The organism is Sphingobium baderi, from assembly GCF_001456115.1.
GTDB lineage: Bacteria > Pseudomonadota > Alphaproteobacteria > Sphingomonadales > Sphingomonadaceae > Sphingobium > Sphingobium baderi_A.
Genome location: NZ_CP013264.1, coordinates 1,290,289 through 1,305,398, shown reverse-complemented (window position 1 = coordinate 1,305,398; position 15,110 = coordinate 1,290,289). Strand labels below are relative to the sequence as shown.

Annotated in this window: 17 protein-coding genes and 1 tRNA gene; 9 read left to right on the top strand and 9 right to left on the bottom strand. The window is 59.3% G+C overall.

Annotated elements, in window-relative coordinates:
• The first annotated feature begins 34 nt into the window (after nucleotides 1-34).
• Genes ATN00_RS06500 through ATN00_RS06490 form a run of 3 tightly spaced genes read left to right on the top strand, consistent with a single transcriptional unit; the run spans nucleotide 35 to nucleotide 2,455 of the window.
• The gene (locus tag ATN00_RS06500; RefSeq protein ID WP_062068481.1) at nucleotides 35-1,042 is read left to right on the top strand and encodes a KpsF/GutQ family sugar-phosphate isomerase; all 1,008 of its coding nucleotides are present in this window, start codon (nucleotides 35-37) and stop codon (nucleotides 1,040-1,042) included.
• Nucleotides 1,043-1,047: 5 nt separating this feature from the next.
• The gene (kdsB, locus tag ATN00_RS06495) at nucleotides 1,048-1,851 is read left to right on the top strand and encodes a 3-deoxy-manno-octulosonate cytidylyltransferase (RefSeq protein WP_231746401.1); all 804 of its coding nucleotides are present in this window, start codon (nucleotides 1,048-1,050) and stop codon (nucleotides 1,849-1,851) included.
• 10 nt (nucleotides 1,852-1,861) lie between these two features.
• A complete protein-coding gene (locus tag ATN00_RS06490; RefSeq protein WP_062063343.1) occupies nucleotides 1,862-2,455 on the top strand; it encodes a histidine phosphatase family protein in 594 nt (197 codons plus the stop codon).
• Between the two features lie 636 nt (nucleotides 2,456-3,091).
• On the opposite strand, the gene ATN00_RS06485 is transcribed toward ATN00_RS06490, so the two are convergent.
• From ATN00_RS06485 to ATN00_RS06465, 5 genes are all read right to left on the bottom strand, one after another.
• Nucleotides 3,092-3,841: an SDR family NAD(P)-dependent oxidoreductase gene (locus ATN00_RS06485; RefSeq protein ID WP_062068479.1), complete on the bottom strand. Its 750-nt coding sequence runs from the start codon at nucleotides 3,839-3,841 to the stop codon at nucleotides 3,092-3,094.
• 156 nt (nucleotides 3,842-3,997) lie between these two features.
• Entirely contained in the window at nucleotides 3,998-4,633 is a 636-nt protein-coding gene (locus ATN00_RS06480) for a Ros/MucR family transcriptional regulator (RefSeq protein WP_062063341.1), read from the bottom strand.
• Between the two features lie 145 nt (nucleotides 4,634-4,778).
• Nucleotides 4,779-5,033, bottom strand: a complete 255-nt coding sequence (locus tag ATN00_RS06475) for a hypothetical protein (RefSeq protein WP_062063339.1) — start codon at nucleotides 5,031-5,033, stop codon at nucleotides 4,779-4,781.
• A gap of 8 nt (nucleotides 5,034-5,041) precedes the next feature.
• Nucleotides 5,042-5,317, bottom strand: a complete 276-nt coding sequence (locus ATN00_RS06470) for an HU family DNA-binding protein (RefSeq protein WP_062063338.1) — start codon at nucleotides 5,315-5,317, stop codon at nucleotides 5,042-5,044.
• 142 nt (nucleotides 5,318-5,459) lie between these two features.
• Nucleotides 5,460-5,909: a MarR family winged helix-turn-helix transcriptional regulator gene (locus ATN00_RS06465; protein WP_062063336.1), complete on the bottom strand. Its 450-nt coding sequence runs from the start codon at nucleotides 5,907-5,909 to the stop codon at nucleotides 5,460-5,462.
• Between the two features lie 111 nt (nucleotides 5,910-6,020).
• On the opposite strand from ATN00_RS06465, the gene ATN00_RS06460 reads away from it, so the two are divergent.
• The 4 genes from ATN00_RS06460 (at nucleotide 6,021) to ATN00_RS06445 (ending at nucleotide 9,028) form a co-directional block, all read left to right on the top strand.
• Nucleotides 6,021-6,563 (top strand): VOC family protein, encoded by a 543-nt coding sequence (locus tag ATN00_RS06460; RefSeq protein ID WP_062063334.1) that lies wholly within the window; start codon nucleotides 6,021-6,023, stop codon nucleotides 6,561-6,563.
• Complete coding sequence (gene fahA, locus ATN00_RS06455; RefSeq protein WP_062063332.1) at nucleotides 6,563-7,873, top strand: fumarylacetoacetase; 1,311 nt, start codon at nucleotides 6,563-6,565, stop codon at nucleotides 7,871-7,873. The genes ATN00_RS06460 and fahA overlap by 1 nt, the downstream gene beginning before the upstream one ends.
• Nucleotide 7,874: 1 nt before the next feature.
• Nucleotides 7,875-8,516, top strand: a complete 642-nt coding sequence (gene maiA / locus ATN00_RS06450; protein WP_062063330.1) for a maleylacetoacetate isomerase — start codon at nucleotides 7,875-7,877, stop codon at nucleotides 8,514-8,516.
• 164 nt (nucleotides 8,517-8,680) lie between these two features.
• Nucleotides 8,681-9,028: a RidA family protein gene (locus tag ATN00_RS06445; RefSeq protein WP_062063328.1), complete on the top strand. Its 348-nt coding sequence runs from the start codon at nucleotides 8,681-8,683 to the stop codon at nucleotides 9,026-9,028.
• A 173-nt stretch (nucleotides 9,029-9,201) separates the two neighbouring features.
• On the opposite strand, the gene ATN00_RS06440 is transcribed toward ATN00_RS06445, so the two are convergent.
• Nucleotides 9,202-9,275, bottom strand: a tRNA-Gly gene (locus tag ATN00_RS06440).
• 112 nt (nucleotides 9,276-9,387) lie between these two features.
• Here ATN00_RS06440 and ATN00_RS06435 point away from each other — a divergent pair.
• On the top strand, nucleotides 9,388-10,305 hold the full coding sequence (locus ATN00_RS06435; protein ID WP_062063326.1) for a LysR family transcriptional regulator: 918 nt from the start codon (nucleotides 9,388-9,390) through the stop codon (nucleotides 10,303-10,305).
• 145 nt (nucleotides 10,306-10,450) lie between these two features.
• On the opposite strand, the gene ATN00_RS06430 is transcribed toward ATN00_RS06435, so the two are convergent.
• Both ATN00_RS06430 and ATN00_RS06425 read right to left on the bottom strand, forming a co-directional pair.
• The gene (locus ATN00_RS06430; RefSeq protein ID WP_062063324.1) at nucleotides 10,451-10,954 is read right to left on the bottom strand and encodes a glycine zipper 2TM domain-containing protein; all 504 of its coding nucleotides are present in this window, start codon (nucleotides 10,952-10,954) and stop codon (nucleotides 10,451-10,453) included.
• A gap of 275 nt (nucleotides 10,955-11,229) precedes the next feature.
• The gene (locus ATN00_RS06425) at nucleotides 11,230-12,285 is read right to left on the bottom strand and encodes a ribonucleotide-diphosphate reductase subunit beta (protein ID WP_062063322.1); all 1,056 of its coding nucleotides are present in this window, start codon (nucleotides 12,283-12,285) and stop codon (nucleotides 11,230-11,232) included.
• Nucleotides 12,286-12,395: 110 nt separating this feature from the next.
• Here ATN00_RS06425 and ATN00_RS06420 point away from each other — a divergent pair, with 110 nt between their 5' ends.
• Nucleotides 12,396-12,647: a DUF2171 domain-containing protein gene (locus ATN00_RS06420; protein ID WP_062063320.1), complete on the top strand. Its 252-nt coding sequence runs from the start codon at nucleotides 12,396-12,398 to the stop codon at nucleotides 12,645-12,647.
• 70 nt (nucleotides 12,648-12,717) lie between these two features.
• Here the strand turns inward: ATN00_RS06420 and ATN00_RS06415 are convergent, their stop codons facing one another.
• Nucleotides 12,718-14,652: a ribonucleoside-diphosphate reductase subunit alpha gene (locus ATN00_RS06415; protein WP_156415233.1), complete on the bottom strand. Its 1,935-nt coding sequence runs from the start codon at nucleotides 14,650-14,652 to the stop codon at nucleotides 12,718-12,720.
• Between the last annotated feature and the right edge of the window lie 458 nt (nucleotides 14,653-15,110).

Here is a 15,110-nt window from a genome sequence, read left to right as displayed (position 1 = left end):
GGGGCCGGGACGTTACGCGAAAAAGGGCGAATGCGTGTCTACAGTATCCAATATTGTGCCATTCAAATCAGGTGGCCACATCGTTGAAACCGCCTGTCGCAGTCTTGCCGTCGCCGCCAGCGGGCTCAATGCGCTGGAAGCGCAGTTTGCGGAACGCGACTTTGCCGGCGCATTTCTTCGGCTCATCGGCCTTATCATGAATGTGCGTGGCCGGTTGATCGTCACCGGTATAGGCAAAAGCGGCATAGTGGCGCGGAAGATGACGGCCACGCTGACCTCCACGGGCACGCCCGCGATTTTCCTGCACCCCGCCGATGCCGGTCATGGCGATCTGGGCATGGTCACCCCGGCGGATCTGGTGCTGATGCTCTCGCATTCGGGCGAATCCACCGAACTCGGTCCGATCATCCAATATTGCAAGCGTTTTGCCATTCCCCTCGCCGCCATGACAGCCCAGTCCAACAGCACGATCGCGCAGGCAGCGGACATTAGCATCCTGATGCCTCCCGTCCAGGAAGCCTGCCCTAATTCGCTGGCCCCTACCACATCGACTACGGTCCAGATGGCATTTGGCGATGCACTCGCTGTTTCGCTCATGGAAATGCGCGGCTTTTCCGCCGATGATTTTCATAAATTCCATCCCAATGGCCGCTTGGGCGCGCAACTTGTCAAAGTGCGCGAATTGATGGCCTCGGGCGACGACATCCCCAAAGTCCGGGGAGACGCCACGCTTCTGGAAGCCACGATCGAAATGACGCGAGGAAGGTTGGGCGGCACCGCAATCGTCGACAACCACGAACGGCTGATTGGCGCCTTTACCGATGGCGACCTGCGCCGGACGCTGACTGCCAAGCAGAATCTGACAGAATCCATAGGACAGTTCATGACGGTCACGCCGCTTTCCGTCGGACCGGATGAACTGGCATCGGAAGCCCTGCGCCGGATGCACGACAGCAGCGTCATGCTCTTCTTCGTCTGCGAAGATGAACGTTTGATAGGCGCAGTCCATATGCACGATCTGCTCGAAGCCGGGGTTGCCTGAACATATTGATCGTCATTCCAGCGCGGGCAGGATCGTCCCGCCTTCCACGCAAGCCTCTGCACATGATCGCGGGGCGCACATTGCTGCATCGTACCATCGCCATGGCGCGCAATGCCATTCGGGGCCTGCCCGACATGGAACTCGTGGTAGCGACGGACGATGGCGAGATCGCCGATCACGCCCGGGCAGCGGGCTGCGAAGCCGTGATGACGGACAGCGCCATCGCCACAGGGTCCGGACGCGCTCTTGCGGCGGCTATCGCCCGACCAGCGTCACCCCAGTTGATCGTCAATCTACAGGGCGATTCCCCTTTTCAGCCTGAAGGCGCACTGGCAGCCGTCATCTCCTCACTGCGGGAAGGCGCTCGGGTCGCAACGCCAGTGATCGCGCTCGATTGGGCAGCGCTCGATTCGCTGCGGGATCACAAGATGCGATCTCCGTTCAGCGGCACCACCTGCGCGCGCGCTTCGGATGGCCGCGCGCTCTGGTTTTCCAAGGCGATCATTCCCGCCATTCGCGATGAAGCGGCCTTGCGCCGGACGGAACCGCTCTCTCCGATCTGGCGCCATGTCGGCCTCTATGGCTATTCAATCGAGGCGCTACAACTCTTTGAGCGGACGGCGCCGACGGCATTGGAAACGCTGGAGGGACTGGAGCAATTACGGCTGCTGGAATTGGGAATCCCCGTCACGACCATTCCTGTGCCGCCGCCCCTTTTCGACAGTTCGGGCATCGATACGGAAGAGGACATCGCCCGTGTGGAGGCGCTGATCGCTATGCATGGCGATCCGACGCCTCTCCTGCCTTAATCTCGCGCCCATGACACGCCGCATTTTCATCATCCGGCATGGGAACACCTTCGAAAGCGATGCACAGCCACGCCGCATCGGCGCTGCAACGGACATTCCTCTTGTGACCAGCGGCCAAATACAGGCCGATCGCGTGGGCGCATGGTTTGCGGAGCAGGATTTTTCTGTCCGGCATATTTTTTCCGGGCCACTTCTGCGCGCAAGGGAAACGGCGGAAAGGATCGGCGCAGCCTTGGTTAAGACAATCGACGGTGTCCTGCCCTGGCTCAATGAGATTGACCATGGCCCAGACGAAGGACTTCCAGAACAGGAGGTATGGGCGCGGGTCGGCGCGGAGGCCATCGCGGCCTGGGACGAACAGGCCATCGCTCCTCCGGGCTGGCGGGTCGATGCCGAAACCCGCCTCGCGGCCTGGCGAGCCTATCTCGCCAACGGTGAGGAAGGCACGGACATCCTTGTGACCAGCAACGGCGCGGCGCGCTTTGCATTATTGGCCCTTAATCTTCCTCTGGCTTCCTTGAAATTGCGGACGGGTGCCCTGGGCGAACTGGTGATCACTGCTGATGGCGAGATTCAGTTGCAGCGCTGGGACTATCGCCCCTGACACCGCCTCCAAACCGCGGGGCGCCACAGGACAGCTATAGCCTCCGCAAGTATAAGTTGATTTGCTCCTTTCAATCTATTGATTAGGTAGAGATTGCTCAAGCGGCGCGGATGGTCATCGCGCCGGATGGAAACATCGGCATTCGACCCGCGGCTTTTGATCGGGATGCAGCTTGCTCCGCGTTACTAACGGCTAAAGCGCACGATGCCAGGGCGATAACGCCAGTGTCGTGTTCCCCCACCACAGACTGGGGATGATATGATGCGCGATACCATGACAAACAGATAGAGAAGCTGCCCCTTTGGGCACTATCCAAATCGTTCGGCTGCGATGATGTGCACATGTAGCGCAAGCCATTTGGGCGATATCTTCGCAGCCCACCATTCACATCATTCCGGTTAGATAATTATCGCCGTGAAAGGATGTATTATGCACGATAAATCTCGTTCAGGCTCTCAGGGTCAATCTTGCTATTCTGCCTCTCTACTTCAAGCAGCCGCCGCTATTTATGGCATTGAGGCGGCGGAACTTGCCGAAGCGGCCAACAAAGCCACCAAGATCAGCAGGAAATACAGAAGCTAGCTCATCATAGCCTGCCCGGAACGGCGCCAATCGGCCCCATTCCGGGTAGGCTTTTCAGCTATCACGCGCGACCTGAAAACCGCCAAAGGACTGGCTGACAGGCATGAGTTCGATAGTGTTGAAATTGAGATGTGCGGGCTGTGTTGCGACCCAAAAAAGCGTTTCGGCTATATCCTCTGCCGTCATGGGTGCGGCACCCTGATACAGACTGTCGGACGCCACCTTGCTTCCAGTACGGATCAGGGTGAATTCGGTTTCCACCATGCCCGGCTCGATGGATGTCACGCGGACGCCCGTACCATGCAGATCGGAGCGAAGGCCCAGGCTGAATTGATGGACAAATGCCTTAGTCCCACCATAGACGTTCCCGCCGGCATAAGGATAGGTCGCGGCGACTGAACTCAGGTTGATGATCCCACCCTTGCGCGCAATGAGGGTTGGCAGCAATTTGTGCGTGATGGTCACCAGTCCCGTCACATTAGTGTCGATCATCTGCCGCCATTGGGCAAGATCGGCGCTTTGGGCTGGCGCGGTTCCCAATGCCAGACCGGCATTGTTGATGAGCAAGTCAATGTCGGCAAAGGCAGGCGGCAAAGTTGCAATGGCATGATCAATCGCGGCATCATCGCGCATGTCGAAGCTGACCGCATGAACCTTGTCCGCCCCAAGCTGCTCCACCAATGCCGCGAGGCGTTCTGCGCGGCGGCCTGTGACAATCACCTTCCAGCCTGCATCGACGAAACGCCGCGCCGAAGCGGCTCCGATCCCCGCCGTTGCTCCAGTAATGAATGCGGCTCCCGCCATCTCTCCAAAATCCTCCATCACCTCGCACGACCTCTATCGGAGGCGCGAAGGTTTCATGACGCCGTTCATCGAAGCTCGCCACCGAAAATTTTTTGGAGACCCGCAAAATTTGGGGAATGGAGCGACCCGCTTCATTCCCCGCTTCGCGCGTAAAAGCTATTCAGCCTTGCGTTCGATGGATTTTCCAACCGATTTGGCCCTTGGCGTCGTGGCCTTCCTGCCTTTCGCCTTCCTGTCAGCCGATATACTCGCCTTGGGCGCCGTTGCAACCGAAGCGGCGCTGTCAGCGGCAGCGGCGCGCGGCTTGCGCGGAGCAGCCTTCCTGGCAGTTGCGGCTTTTTCCTTTTCTTTCGGAGCTTCATTCACCGGAATGTGTTGCACAGTCCCTTCGGACCGCTTCCGGCCCAGACCCACTTCCTTGGCAACCGCCCGTCGACGTTCCGAATAGCTTGGCGCGACCATGGGATAGGTTTTGGGCAAGCCAAATTTTTCCCTATATTCATCGGGGGTCATACCATGGGTCGCAAGATGACGCTTCAATGTCTTATATGGTTTTCCATCAATCATACTAAGAATATGATCGGCGGAAGCGAGACTCTTGCGGACAGAGACAGCGGCGACAGGCGCCTCTTCGACCGGAGCGGGGGCCTCCCTCACCGGCTCATCCAATGCCGCTCGCGTCGAACGGATAAGTTCCACCAAATCTTCTCGGGGAACTATATTGTTGGCAACATAAGCGCTCAGAAGTTGAACCGCCAGCATGTTGAGATCTGGATGAACGCTGTCAGTCATAATATGCCGCCTTCTCTATCGAATCGGATAATGCCATTTATTGGAGTTTTCTTCAGCAGAAGTAAATCAATGCTGTTGATGCATCTATTATCGGGTGTGGCATCTCACCCCAATATGGCTAAAAAAGTACCGGCAAGCGGCGATTTCAATCCGCCTTCTCGATCAATTCCATGAAATTGCGCGCGGCATCGCGATCGGCGAAATCCGCAAACGCCACGTCGATGTCCGGCGCATCCCCAAGCAGGAACAACAGCGACCAAAGAGCGAAACGTCGACTTCGGTCTGTTTCCAGTCCGAAGTCGACGCGCATTTTCTCGACGCCAGCCGCAATGACTTCAGGTGCCAGACCGTCCAGTCCAGTGCTCCCGAAATAACGGTAGAGCTGATCGTCGAAATTCATTTACCGGATCAGCCGTTCAGCTTGTCCTTCACGGCCTTGGCCGGTGCGAAGGCGAGCTTCTTGGAAGCGGCGATCTGAATGGTGGCGCCGGTCGCAGGATTGCGTCCTTCACGAGCAGGCGTATCCTTCACTTTGAACTTGCCGAAGCCATTGAGCGATACTTCCTCTCCCTTGGCCGCCGCGTCGGCGATCGCGGCGAACACGCCGTCGACAACCTTGCGCGCATCCGCTTTCGACAAGCCATTTGCGGCTGCAATGCTGTCGGCCAGATCGCTGTTATTCATTACGATTCCTTTCATGTGCGATTGATGCCTCCTCCGCATAGCCAGCCGAAAAGCCCCGGTCCATATCTCTACGCAGATCCATGATCTTTCTTGTCCCTGTTATTTCCGTCCGCTGTGCGGCATGCCGACGGGATTCAATCCCTCAGCCGGACAATTCATCGGCCTTGCGCCCCACATGATCCAGAATATCGCATAACCGCGCAAGATCATCGCCGGACAGGGAAGAGAATACATATTGCTCCAGTTCAAGGGCTTTGGGAGCAATCTGGCGATAGAGATCGCGTCCCTCCCCGGTCAGGAAAAGCATATGGGACCGCCCATCGCGAGGATTTGGCGAGCGCTCGATCAATCCCCGTTTCGTCAGGGAAATGGCGGCGCGGCTGACTGTCACCTTGTCCATGACGGTTTTCTGGCCGATCTCATTCTGCGTGGCCTCTTCGCTTTCCGCCAGAACGGCAATCAAACGCCATTCCGGGATGCTTAGCGCGAAAAGCCTGTCATAGGCGCTGGCAATCGCGTTGCTAACGCGATTGGCCGCGACCGACAGGCGATAGGGCAGAAACTGATCGAGCCGCAGCGTCTTTCGGGACATTGCAAACTGGTATCAGTTGACACTATATTTCGCAAAGCGTAAAATAGTGCCAACTGATACCAGTTTGTCGGTCGCAAGGACGGCGGAGCGCGCAGCAGCCAGGAGAGGATCATGCCTCCATTCAGGATCAGCCGCATCCATCATGTCGCTTATCGCTGCCGTGATGCGAAAGAGACGGTGGAATGGTATCAGCGGGTGTTGGGCATGACCTACACCACGGCCTTTGCCGAGGATCATGTGCCTTCGACCGGAACTTATGACCCCTATATGCATGTGTTCCTGAATTGCGGGGGCGGCAATATACTGGCCTTTTTCGAACTGCCTAATCAGCCCGAAATGGGGCGTGATCCCAATACGCCGGCCTGGGTCCAGCATCTTGCCTTCGAAGTGCCCGACATGGATGCCCTGCACGCCGCCAAGGCGCATATCGAGGGAGAGGGCGTCGAAGTGCTCGGCCCCACCTATCACGGCATTTTCAAATCCATCTATTTCTTCGATCCGAGCGGTCATCGCATCGAACTGGCCTGCAATATCGGGACGCAGGAACAATATGCCGAACTAACGCGCCTCGCGCCGTTGATGCTGGAGGAATGGGCACAAACCAAGAAAGCGCCCCGCCATGCGGACTGGCTGCACAAGGAGGATGAGATTTGATGGCCCGGGTCGATTTCACGCACGATCCTGCCGCCCGAAGCTGGGTTGAGAGCGCGAACGGACATAGCGATTTTCCGGTCCAGAATCTCCCCTTGGGATTATTCTCGCCATCATCAGAAAGGCCGCGCGGCGGTGTCGCGATCGGCACGAAAATTCTCGACCTAGGGGCGGTCGCTCCCCTCCTGCCGCAAGACGCAGGCGACGCGGCGCGGCTGGCGGACAGTTCCACCCTCAACAATCTGTTGGCCGCAGGCAAGGATGCATTGCGCGCGCTGCGCCATGGCCTGTTCCGTCTGCTGACCGATCCGGCCGCAGAAAAATCCGCTCGTCCAGCGCTTTATCCCGTGGATCAGTGCAAGCTGCACCTGCCCGTTCATATCGGCGACTATACGGATTTTTATGCCGGCATCCATCATGCCGTGAACGTTGGGAAGCTGTTCCGGCCCGACAATCCACTGCTACCCAACTATAAATATGTTCCTATCGGCTATCATGGCCGCGCATCTTCCGTTCGGCTTTCAGGCGAGGATGTCGTTCGTCCCAATGGGCAGACCATGCCGCCGGGAGCGGAGACGCCCTTGTTCGGCCCTTGCAAAAGGCTGGATCACGAACTGGAAATGGCGATCTGGGTCGGGCGCGGCAATGCGCTGGGCCATCCCATCCCGATTAAGCAGGCGGCGGATCATATGGCCGGGCTTTCCATCCTGAACGACTGGTCGGCGCGGGATATACAGGCATGGGAATATCAGCCGCTCGGCCCCTTCCTCGCCAAGAGTTTTCACAGCAGCGTGTCGCCCTGGATCGTCACCATGGATGCGCTGGGGCCTTATCGCATTGCCCAGCCCGCGCGGCCGGAAAGCGACCCTGCGCCGCTTCCCTATTTGTTCGACTCCGACGACCAGCAGAACGGAGCATTGAACGTGACGATGGAAGTCTATCTGTCCACTGCGCGGATGCAGGCCGACGGGCAGCCGCTCCATCGCCTCAGCCAAGGTTCGATGACGGCCATGTATTGGACCGTTGCCCAGCTTTTCACCCATCACAGCGTCAATGGCTGCAATCTCTCCACCGGCGACCTGCTGGGCACGGGTACGCTGTCGGGTGCGACAGATGAGAGCAAGGGCAGCCTGCTCGAACTCACCAGGGGCGGCAAAGTGCCCATCCGCCTGCCCAATGGAGAAAGCCGCACCTTCCTGGAGGATGGAGACGAAATCGTCATCACCGCCTTTGCAGAGGCATCAGGCTTCGTGCGGATCGGCTTTGGCGAATGCCGTGCCCGCATCGCACCGTCCCCACAATGGGAGTTGTGATATGATGGACCTCATATTGCATGGCTATTGGCGGTCTGGAACCAGCTATCGCACGCGCATTGCCCTGAACGTCAAGGGACTGGATTATCGGCAGGTGCCCGTCAATCTGCTGAGCGGCGAACAGCACGCCGCCAATTATCGGGCGCTCAACCCGCAAGGCCTGGTGCCCACACTGGAGGCAGACGGTCGAATATTCATGCAGAGCAGCGCCATCATAGAATGGCTGGAAGAACGCTATCCCGATCCTCCTCTGCTCCCGCGAGAGGCCGATGACCGCGCGATCGTGCGCGCCATGGCGATGACGGTGGCCTGTGATATCCATCCGCTCAACAATGCGCGGGTGCTGAACGCGCTAAGGGACGATCTCGGCGCAGATGGAAATGCGCGAAAGGCATGGACCGGCCGGTGGATCGCGGACGGCTTTGTCGCGCTGGAGGAGATGGTCGTCCGTCATGGCGGCCTCTACGCTTTTGGCGACAGCCTCACCATGGCCGACTGCCATCTCGTCCCTCAGGTTTATTCGGCGGAACGCTTCGCAGTGCCCCTCAAGGCCTATCCCGCCCTGATGGCAGCCGTGAGCCATGCCCGCAAACATCCAGCCATCAAGGCCGCGCATCCCGACCTTGCGCCGGGCCATCCATAAAAGCAGAGCCGTAACCCTGGGCTAGGTATTTCCCGAATCCTGACGCATCGCGAAAAGCGCTGGCGGCACTGGACAGGAAGCGCGTGATTGGACAATGGGCGGCGGATTATCGACACGCCTTTCGCGCGCCATGCGCCAGCGGCAACATCAAGGAGATGTAAGACATGACTATCCAACGGATCGAATGCGGTCCACGCATGAGTCAGGCCGTCGTGCATGGCAACACCGTCCATCTAGCCGGGCAGGTGGGTGCGCCGGGCGAAAGCGTCACCGCGCAGACCACCGCCGTGCTGGCACAGGTGGACCAACTTTTGAAGGAAACCGGCAGTTCCAGGGATCACCTCTTGACCGCGACGATCTGGCTGGCGGACATGGCCGACTTCGCCGAAATGAACGGCGTGTGGGATGCATGGATCGCGGGACACCCCGCGCCCGCCCGCGCCACCGGCGAAGTAAAGCTCGCCGCCCCGGAATATAAGGTGGAAATCATCATCGTCGCAGCCAGGGCCTGACGCTTTTTCGCGGCTTTCGGATATCCGGCCCGAAAGCCGCGACAGCATAGCAGCACGCGGGCAACAGGGTGGCAAAGCAGCACCGTGCACCATCCTCCTGCGGATCGCGAAGATATCGCGACTATGCACACCTGGCTGGCATCGGCGGCCACCTGAACGGGGCAATGTAATACTGGAGCGGGTAGCGGGGATCGAACCCGCATCACAAGCTTGGAAGGCTAGTGCTCTACCATTGAGCTATACCCGCCCGTCAGGAAAAGCGCCCTGCCATCATTTTATGGGCTTCGTCAATATCGCATCGAAGTTCATGGCCAAGTTCATGCTTAACCCGGGACATGCTTTGCTCTATCACCCGGTTCATGGCCAAGCCTTCCCTGCGCCAACTTGACCTTTTCGCGCAGATGGTGGCGGCGGGCAGCATTGCGCGCTGCGCCAGCGATCTGGGCATCGGCATCGATGAGATCGCGCGCAATATCGCCGCGCTGGAAATGCGGCTTGGCTACAGATTGTTCGACGACCTGCATGGCGCGGCGCGACTGACGCGCGCCGGACATCAGACGGCGCAGGCCATGACATTGCTGGGGCAGCACAATCCGGAACAGGCGATCATGGGGACTGAACCGCCGGCCCAACCGACCTCGCCGTCGCCTGCCGAGGCGACACGCAAGCTGATCACGCTAGGCGCACCGCCGCCTGTCTTCGGGCATTTCCAGGAGGCGCTGGCCGCGTTCGAAGAAGCCAATGACGATGTGGCAATCACGCTGGACCTACATATCCTGCTTGCGGAGCAAGCGCGCGAGGCCTTGGACCGGGGAAAGGTCGACATCGCCTATTTCTATGCGCTGGGGGAACCAGCTGGACTGCACTCACGCTATGGCTGGTCGGAGCCGCTCAGCCTCTATGCGGGCAGCGCGCATCCGCTGGCGCAGCAGGAAATCGTGTCGTTCTGGGAGGTCGAGGCCGCGCCTATGCTAACGATGGAGCCGGGCAACGGGCTGCGCGCGATAACGGAGGATGCCCTGCGGCATGGCGGCATCACGCCGGGGCCACCCGCGCTGGAGTCGGACAATCTGTTCGATATCATGACGGCATTGCGGAAGGGCATGGGCTGGTTCCCGGCCTTCGGCCCTATGGCGCGCGACATGGGACGGATCGACGGGATCAAAAGGCTGGCGCTGGAGGCCCCTCTGCCTGCCATCGAGATACGACAGGCGATCAGCGCCAGCGCAACAGAAACCCCTGCGGTCGAGGCGCTAGCGGATTATCTTTTCATGTGAGGCGCGGCGAAGGGCGGCGGCCATGTCCCCGCCCTTCGCCCTAGCTGGAGCGCGCTGCGTTAAATCGACTGCAGGTCGCGCGCGCTCCTTCTTTGCTGTCGCATCGCTTCAGCGGAAACCGGTCCCCGATTTTCCGCAGGATGCCCTAGCGGCAGTTCAGATTGCCGCGGTCGATTTCCCGACCCAGCAGCGCGCCAGCGCCGCCACCGATCAAGATGCCCGCCGTGTTGGAATAGCCGCGATCCAGCTGGCTACCGAGCAGGCCGCCCAAAGCCGCGCCGACGATCAGGCCCGTGGTGCCATCAGAACGGCGGCAATAATAGCGGTCGTCATAACCGCGATAAATACGCGTGTTGCGCGTCACGCGAATGGGCTGATAGCCGCCGCGATAATAACGATCCGGCCGATAACGCTTGCCATAGCGCGGGTCGGGTCGGTTCCAATCATAATTGTAGACGCTCTTGCCTGGACGCCGCCAGCCTTGGTGGCGACCATTGTCGTGCCGGTTGCCCTTCCAGTTGTCACGGTGTCCCTTATCATGGCTCGACCAGCGCGGCGGATCGGCATGGGCCGGGGTTACGGCCACACCGATCAACGTCATCGCGCCCAGCGAAAAAGCGGCAAGCAGCTGTTTGAAATGCATTTTCATGGGATATCCTTCCCTTCTCAACTCGGTTCTGGCCATAGAACCCGCGCTCAGGGGAAATGTTGCATGAACGGAATAAAACAGATCGTTCAGCCAAGCATCAGGATAATCGGATAATCACTGTGCAGACATCGGGCGGCATCAATCGCGCGAGATCCGGCGAATAACCCTGAGGCGAAGGCCCGTTCCTAGCGGAAACCAGCCACCACCTGGGAAAGTGCAATGCTCGAAAAAGCCAAGGGTGGCTCTGCCATCGGACCGCCCTTGCATTTGCCGTTTTACTCCGCCGCGATGCCCGCCGCCTTGAACATATCCGGGTCGCTTGCCTCGTCGCTGTTGGCGGGGTCGCTGCCCTTGAGCTTCTTGCGGCGGTCGAAGGCGTCCCATACTTCGGTCCACTGGCCGCGGGTCGCGCCCTTCGAATATTCGGTCGCGCGGGTTTCGAAGAAGTTCGCGTGCTCCACGCCGTTGAGCAGCGGGGTCAGCCACGGCAGCGGATGCTCGTCGATCATATAGATGGGCTTCAAACCCAACTGCCCCAGCCGCCAGTCGGCAATGTAACGGACGTAACGCTTGATGTCCTTGGGCGTCATGCCCGGCACCGGCCCCATTTCGAATACCAGGTCGATAAACGCATCCTCGATCCGCACCGTCTTGTGGCACATATCGACGATGTCGTCCTTAACCGAGGGGGTCAGGCAGTCGCGTTCCTTCACGAAGGTATGGAACAGCTTGATGATGCCTTCGCAGTGCAGCGTCTCGTCGCGGACGGACCAAGTGACGATCTGTCCCATGCCCTTCATCTTGTTGAAGCGCGGGAAGTTCATCAGCATCGCGAAGCTCGCGAAAAGCTGCAACCCTTCGGTAAAGCCGCCGAACATAGCCAGTGTGCGGGCAATATCCTCGTCGCTGTCGACCCCAAACTGCTGCAGATAATCGTGTTTGTCCTTCATTTCCTTATATTGCATGAAGGCGCTATATTCGCTTTCGGGCATGCCGATGGTGTCAAGCAGATGGCTGTAGGCGGCGATGTGGACCGTCTCCATATTACTGAACGCGGTCAGCATCATCTTGACTTCGGTCGGCTTGAACACGCGGCCATATTTTTCGTGGTAGCAATCCTGCACTTCCACGTCCGCCTGAGTAAAAAAGCGGAAGATCTGCGTCAGCAGGTTGCGTTCATGGTCGGAAAGCTTCTGCGCCCAGTCGCGGCAATCCTCACCCAGCGGCACTTCCTCCGGCAACCAATGCAGCTGCTGCTGGCGCTTCCAGAACTCATAGGCCCAGGGATATTCGAAGGGCTTGTAGACCTTGCTGGCTTGAAGAAGAGGCATGGCTGTTATCCTTGGGCCTTAAAGAGCGAACTGTGGGACGGGCGGCGGGCAGAGCCTGCGACCGGATGGCGTTTCATGCGTTGGGACCGGACCAACCAAGGAGAATGGCGATGGCCGATCTGTCCCAAATAAAGGAACATATGAATATCGTCGGCGCGGACGGCGTGCATCTGGGCACCGTCGATCATGTCGACGGCAACCGGATCAAGCTGACCAAGGCCGATAGCCCGCAGGGGCCGGACGGCAAAGGGGCGAAGCATCATTATTTCGACGGTGGGCTGATTGCCGAAGTCGAAGGCGACACCGTGCGCCTGTCCGCGACGGCGGCCAATGCGGCGGACCTGTTCGAAACGACGGAATAGACGCTTGCCATGAAGGGACAACTCCCTCTCCCCACCCTCTTCCCAAGGGAAGAGGGCTGCGGGATGCGTCTTACTGGCAGGCAAGGCACTCGTCATAGTCAGTGCTCCCGCCGGCCAGTTCGAATTTCGGCGCGTCGATGGTGTTGTCCGCTTCCACCCCACCCGCGAAACCGGCGCGCTGCACGGATTTGGAACGGAGATAATAAAGCGACTTGATGCCCAGTTCCCACGCGCGGAAATGGAGCATCAGCAGATCCCACTTTTCCACGTCGGCCGGGATGAACAGGTTCAGCGACTGCGCCTGATCGATATAGGGTGTGCGGTCGGCGGCGAGTTCGAGCAGCCAGCGCTGGTCGATCTCGAAGCTGGTCTTGAACGTGTCCTTTTCCTCCTGGGAGAGGAAGTCGAGATGCTGGACCGATCCGCCGCGTTCGAGGATCGTATTCCAGACATTCGTGCTGTCCTTCGATTTCTCCTGCAATATCTTTTCCAGATACGGGTTCTTGACCACGAAGCTGCCGGACAGCGTTTTGTGGGTGTAGATGTTCGCTGGGATCGGCTCGATGCAGGCCGACGTGCCGCCGCAGATGATGCTGATCGACGCGGTGGGCGCGATCGCCATCTTGCAGGAGAAGCGCTCCATCACGCCCATGTCGGCGGCATCCGGGCACGGACCGCGCTCGACCGCGAGTTGCATCGAGGCTTCGTTCACCTTCTCGTTGATATGCTTGAAGATGCGAAGGTTCCATGATTTCGCCATCGCGCCTTCGAAGGGCAGATTGCGGGCCTGCAGGAAGCTGTGGAAGCCCATGACGCCCAGCCCCACCGAACGTTCGCGCGACGCACTATATTTGGCGCGGGCCATCTCGTCCGGCGCACGGTCGATATAGTCCTGCAGCACATTGTCGAGGAAGCGCATGACATCCTCGATAAATTGCCTGTCTTCCTTCCACTCATCCCATGTTTCGAGATTGAGGGAAGAAAGACAGCAGACCGCCGTGCGGTCATTGCCGAGATGGTCGCGACCCGTCGGCAAGGTGATTTCCGAACACAGGTTGGAGGTGGAGACCTTGAGGCCCAGATCGCGATGATGCTTGGGCATCGTCCCGTTCACCGTGTCGGAAAAGACGATATAGGGTTCGCCGGTCGCAAGGCGGGTTTCGACCAGCTTCTGAAACAGGGCGCGGGCGTCCACCTTGCCCCGGACCGAACCGTCTTTGGGCGATTTGAGATTGAACTCCGCGCCGTCGCGCACCGCTTCCATGAACTCGTCGGTCAGCAGCACGCCATGATGGAGGTTGAGCGCCTTGCGGTTGAAGTCGCCGCTGGGCTTGCGGATTTCGAGGAACTCCTCGATCTCAGGATGGGAAACGTCGAGATAGCAGGCTGCGGACCCACGGCGCAGCGAACCCTGCGAAATGGCGAGCGTCAAGCTGTCCATCACCCGGACGAAGGGGATGATACCGCTGGTCTTGCCGTTAAGGCCGACCGGCTCGCCGATGCCGCGCACGCTGCCCCAATAGGTGCCGATGCCGCCGCCCCGCGAGGCCAGCCAGACATTCTCGTTCCAGGTGTTGACGATGCCTTCCAGGCTGTCGTCCACTGAATTGAGGTAGCAACTGATGGGCAGGCCGCGTCCGGTGCCACCGTTCGACAGCACGGGCGTCGCGGGCATGAACCACAGGCGCGAGATATAGTCATAGACGCGTTGGGCATGGTCCTGGTCGTCGGCATAGGCGGCCGCGACACGGGCGAAGAGATCCTGATAGCTTTCGTCGGGCAGCAGATAGCGGTCCTTGAGCGTATCCTTGCCGAATTCGGTCAGCAGCGCGTCTCGCGACGGATCGGTCACAACATCGAAGCGCCGGTCCAATATCTTGGACGATGAAATCGCCTCCTTCGCCGGAACGGGCTTGGGCGCCTGCTCCATCGCTTGCGTTTCCACCAAATCTTCCATCACGGTTGCCACGTCGCCAATACCTTGTGCGCTATCTCGAAAATCCATGCGAGCCCCCGAATGCTCCTGTTCCGTTCGATTCGGTCAAGCTAAACCCGGCAGACCGGGGAGCATAGCATGATCCAAACCGCGCCGGGACGGAAATGGGCCCAATCGACCGGATCGCAAGGGCAAAAACGCCCCCGCGCTGGAAACCCGTCCAGCGAAGCAATCACAATCTATTGGGTGCCCCCAGTTATCCCGATACAAGGGATAGTGCCACACCCTCCGCCACGCGCAAGAGGGTAAATGACAGGTTGAAGACTCGGTTCACCGCTGCCTTGAGTCGGCTCACCGTACATTCGAGGCGCTTCATCGGCGCGACGCACGGACTTCCCTCGGGTCCAAAAAAGGCAAGAGGGTTCATGCATCTGCAAAAATAAATTTGGCTTGCCACGAAAATGTGCGTGTCAGGAAAATCGTCCCTCTCAACGGCTTGGATCGGCCAAGCGCCAGATTGTGATAAT

Bases quoted from the DNA above. Each gene is read 5' to 3' on its own strand.
- ATN00_RS06465 (WP_062063336.1), bottom strand. From the start codon at position 5,909: ATGTCCCGAAAGACGCTGCGGCTCGATCAGTTTCTGCCCTATCGCCTG.
- ATN00_RS06435 (WP_062063326.1), top strand. From the start codon at position 9,388: ATGGCCAAGCCTTCCCTGCGCCAACTTGACCTTTTCGCGCAGATGGTG.
- ATN00_RS06415 (WP_156415233.1), bottom strand. From the start codon at position 14,652: ATGGATTTTCGAGATAGCGCACAAGGTATTGGCGACGTGGCAACCGTG.
- ATN00_RS06485 (WP_062068479.1), bottom strand. From the start codon at position 3,841: ATGGCGGGAGCCGCATTCATTACTGGAGCAACGGCGGGGATCGGAGCC.
- ATN00_RS06445 (WP_062063328.1), top strand. From the start codon at position 8,681: ATGACTATCCAACGGATCGAATGCGGTCCACGCATGAGTCAGGCCGTC.
- ATN00_RS06470 (WP_062063338.1), bottom strand. From the start codon at position 5,317: ATGAATAACAGCGATCTGGCCGACAGCATTGCAGCCGCAAATGGCTTG.
- ATN00_RS06480 (WP_062063341.1), bottom strand. From the start codon at position 4,633: ATGACTGACAGCGTTCATCCAGATCTCAACATGCTGGCGGTTCAACTT.
- ATN00_RS06460 (WP_062063334.1), top strand. From the start codon at position 6,021: ATGCCTCCATTCAGGATCAGCCGCATCCATCATGTCGCTTATCGCTGC.
- ATN00_RS06490 (WP_062063343.1), top strand. From the start codon at position 1,862: ATGACACGCCGCATTTTCATCATCCGGCATGGGAACACCTTCGAAAGC.
- ATN00_RS06425 (WP_062063322.1), bottom strand. From the start codon at position 12,285: ATGCCTCTTCTTCAAGCCAGCAAGGTCTACAAGCCCTTCGAATATCCC.
- ATN00_RS06430 (WP_062063324.1), bottom strand. From the start codon at position 10,954: ATGAAAATGCATTTCAAACAGCTGCTTGCCGCTTTTTCGCTGGGCGCG.
- ATN00_RS06420 (WP_062063320.1), top strand. From the start codon at position 12,396: ATGGCCGATCTGTCCCAAATAAAGGAACATATGAATATCGTCGGCGCG.
- ATN00_RS06475 (WP_062063339.1), bottom strand. From the start codon at position 5,033: ATGAATTTCGACGATCAGCTCTACCGTTATTTCGGGAGCACTGGACTG.
- maiA (WP_062063330.1), top strand. From the start codon at position 7,875: ATGATGGACCTCATATTGCATGGCTATTGGCGGTCTGGAACCAGCTAT.
- fahA (WP_062063332.1), top strand. From the start codon at position 6,563: ATGGCCCGGGTCGATTTCACGCACGATCCTGCCGCCCGAAGCTGGGTT.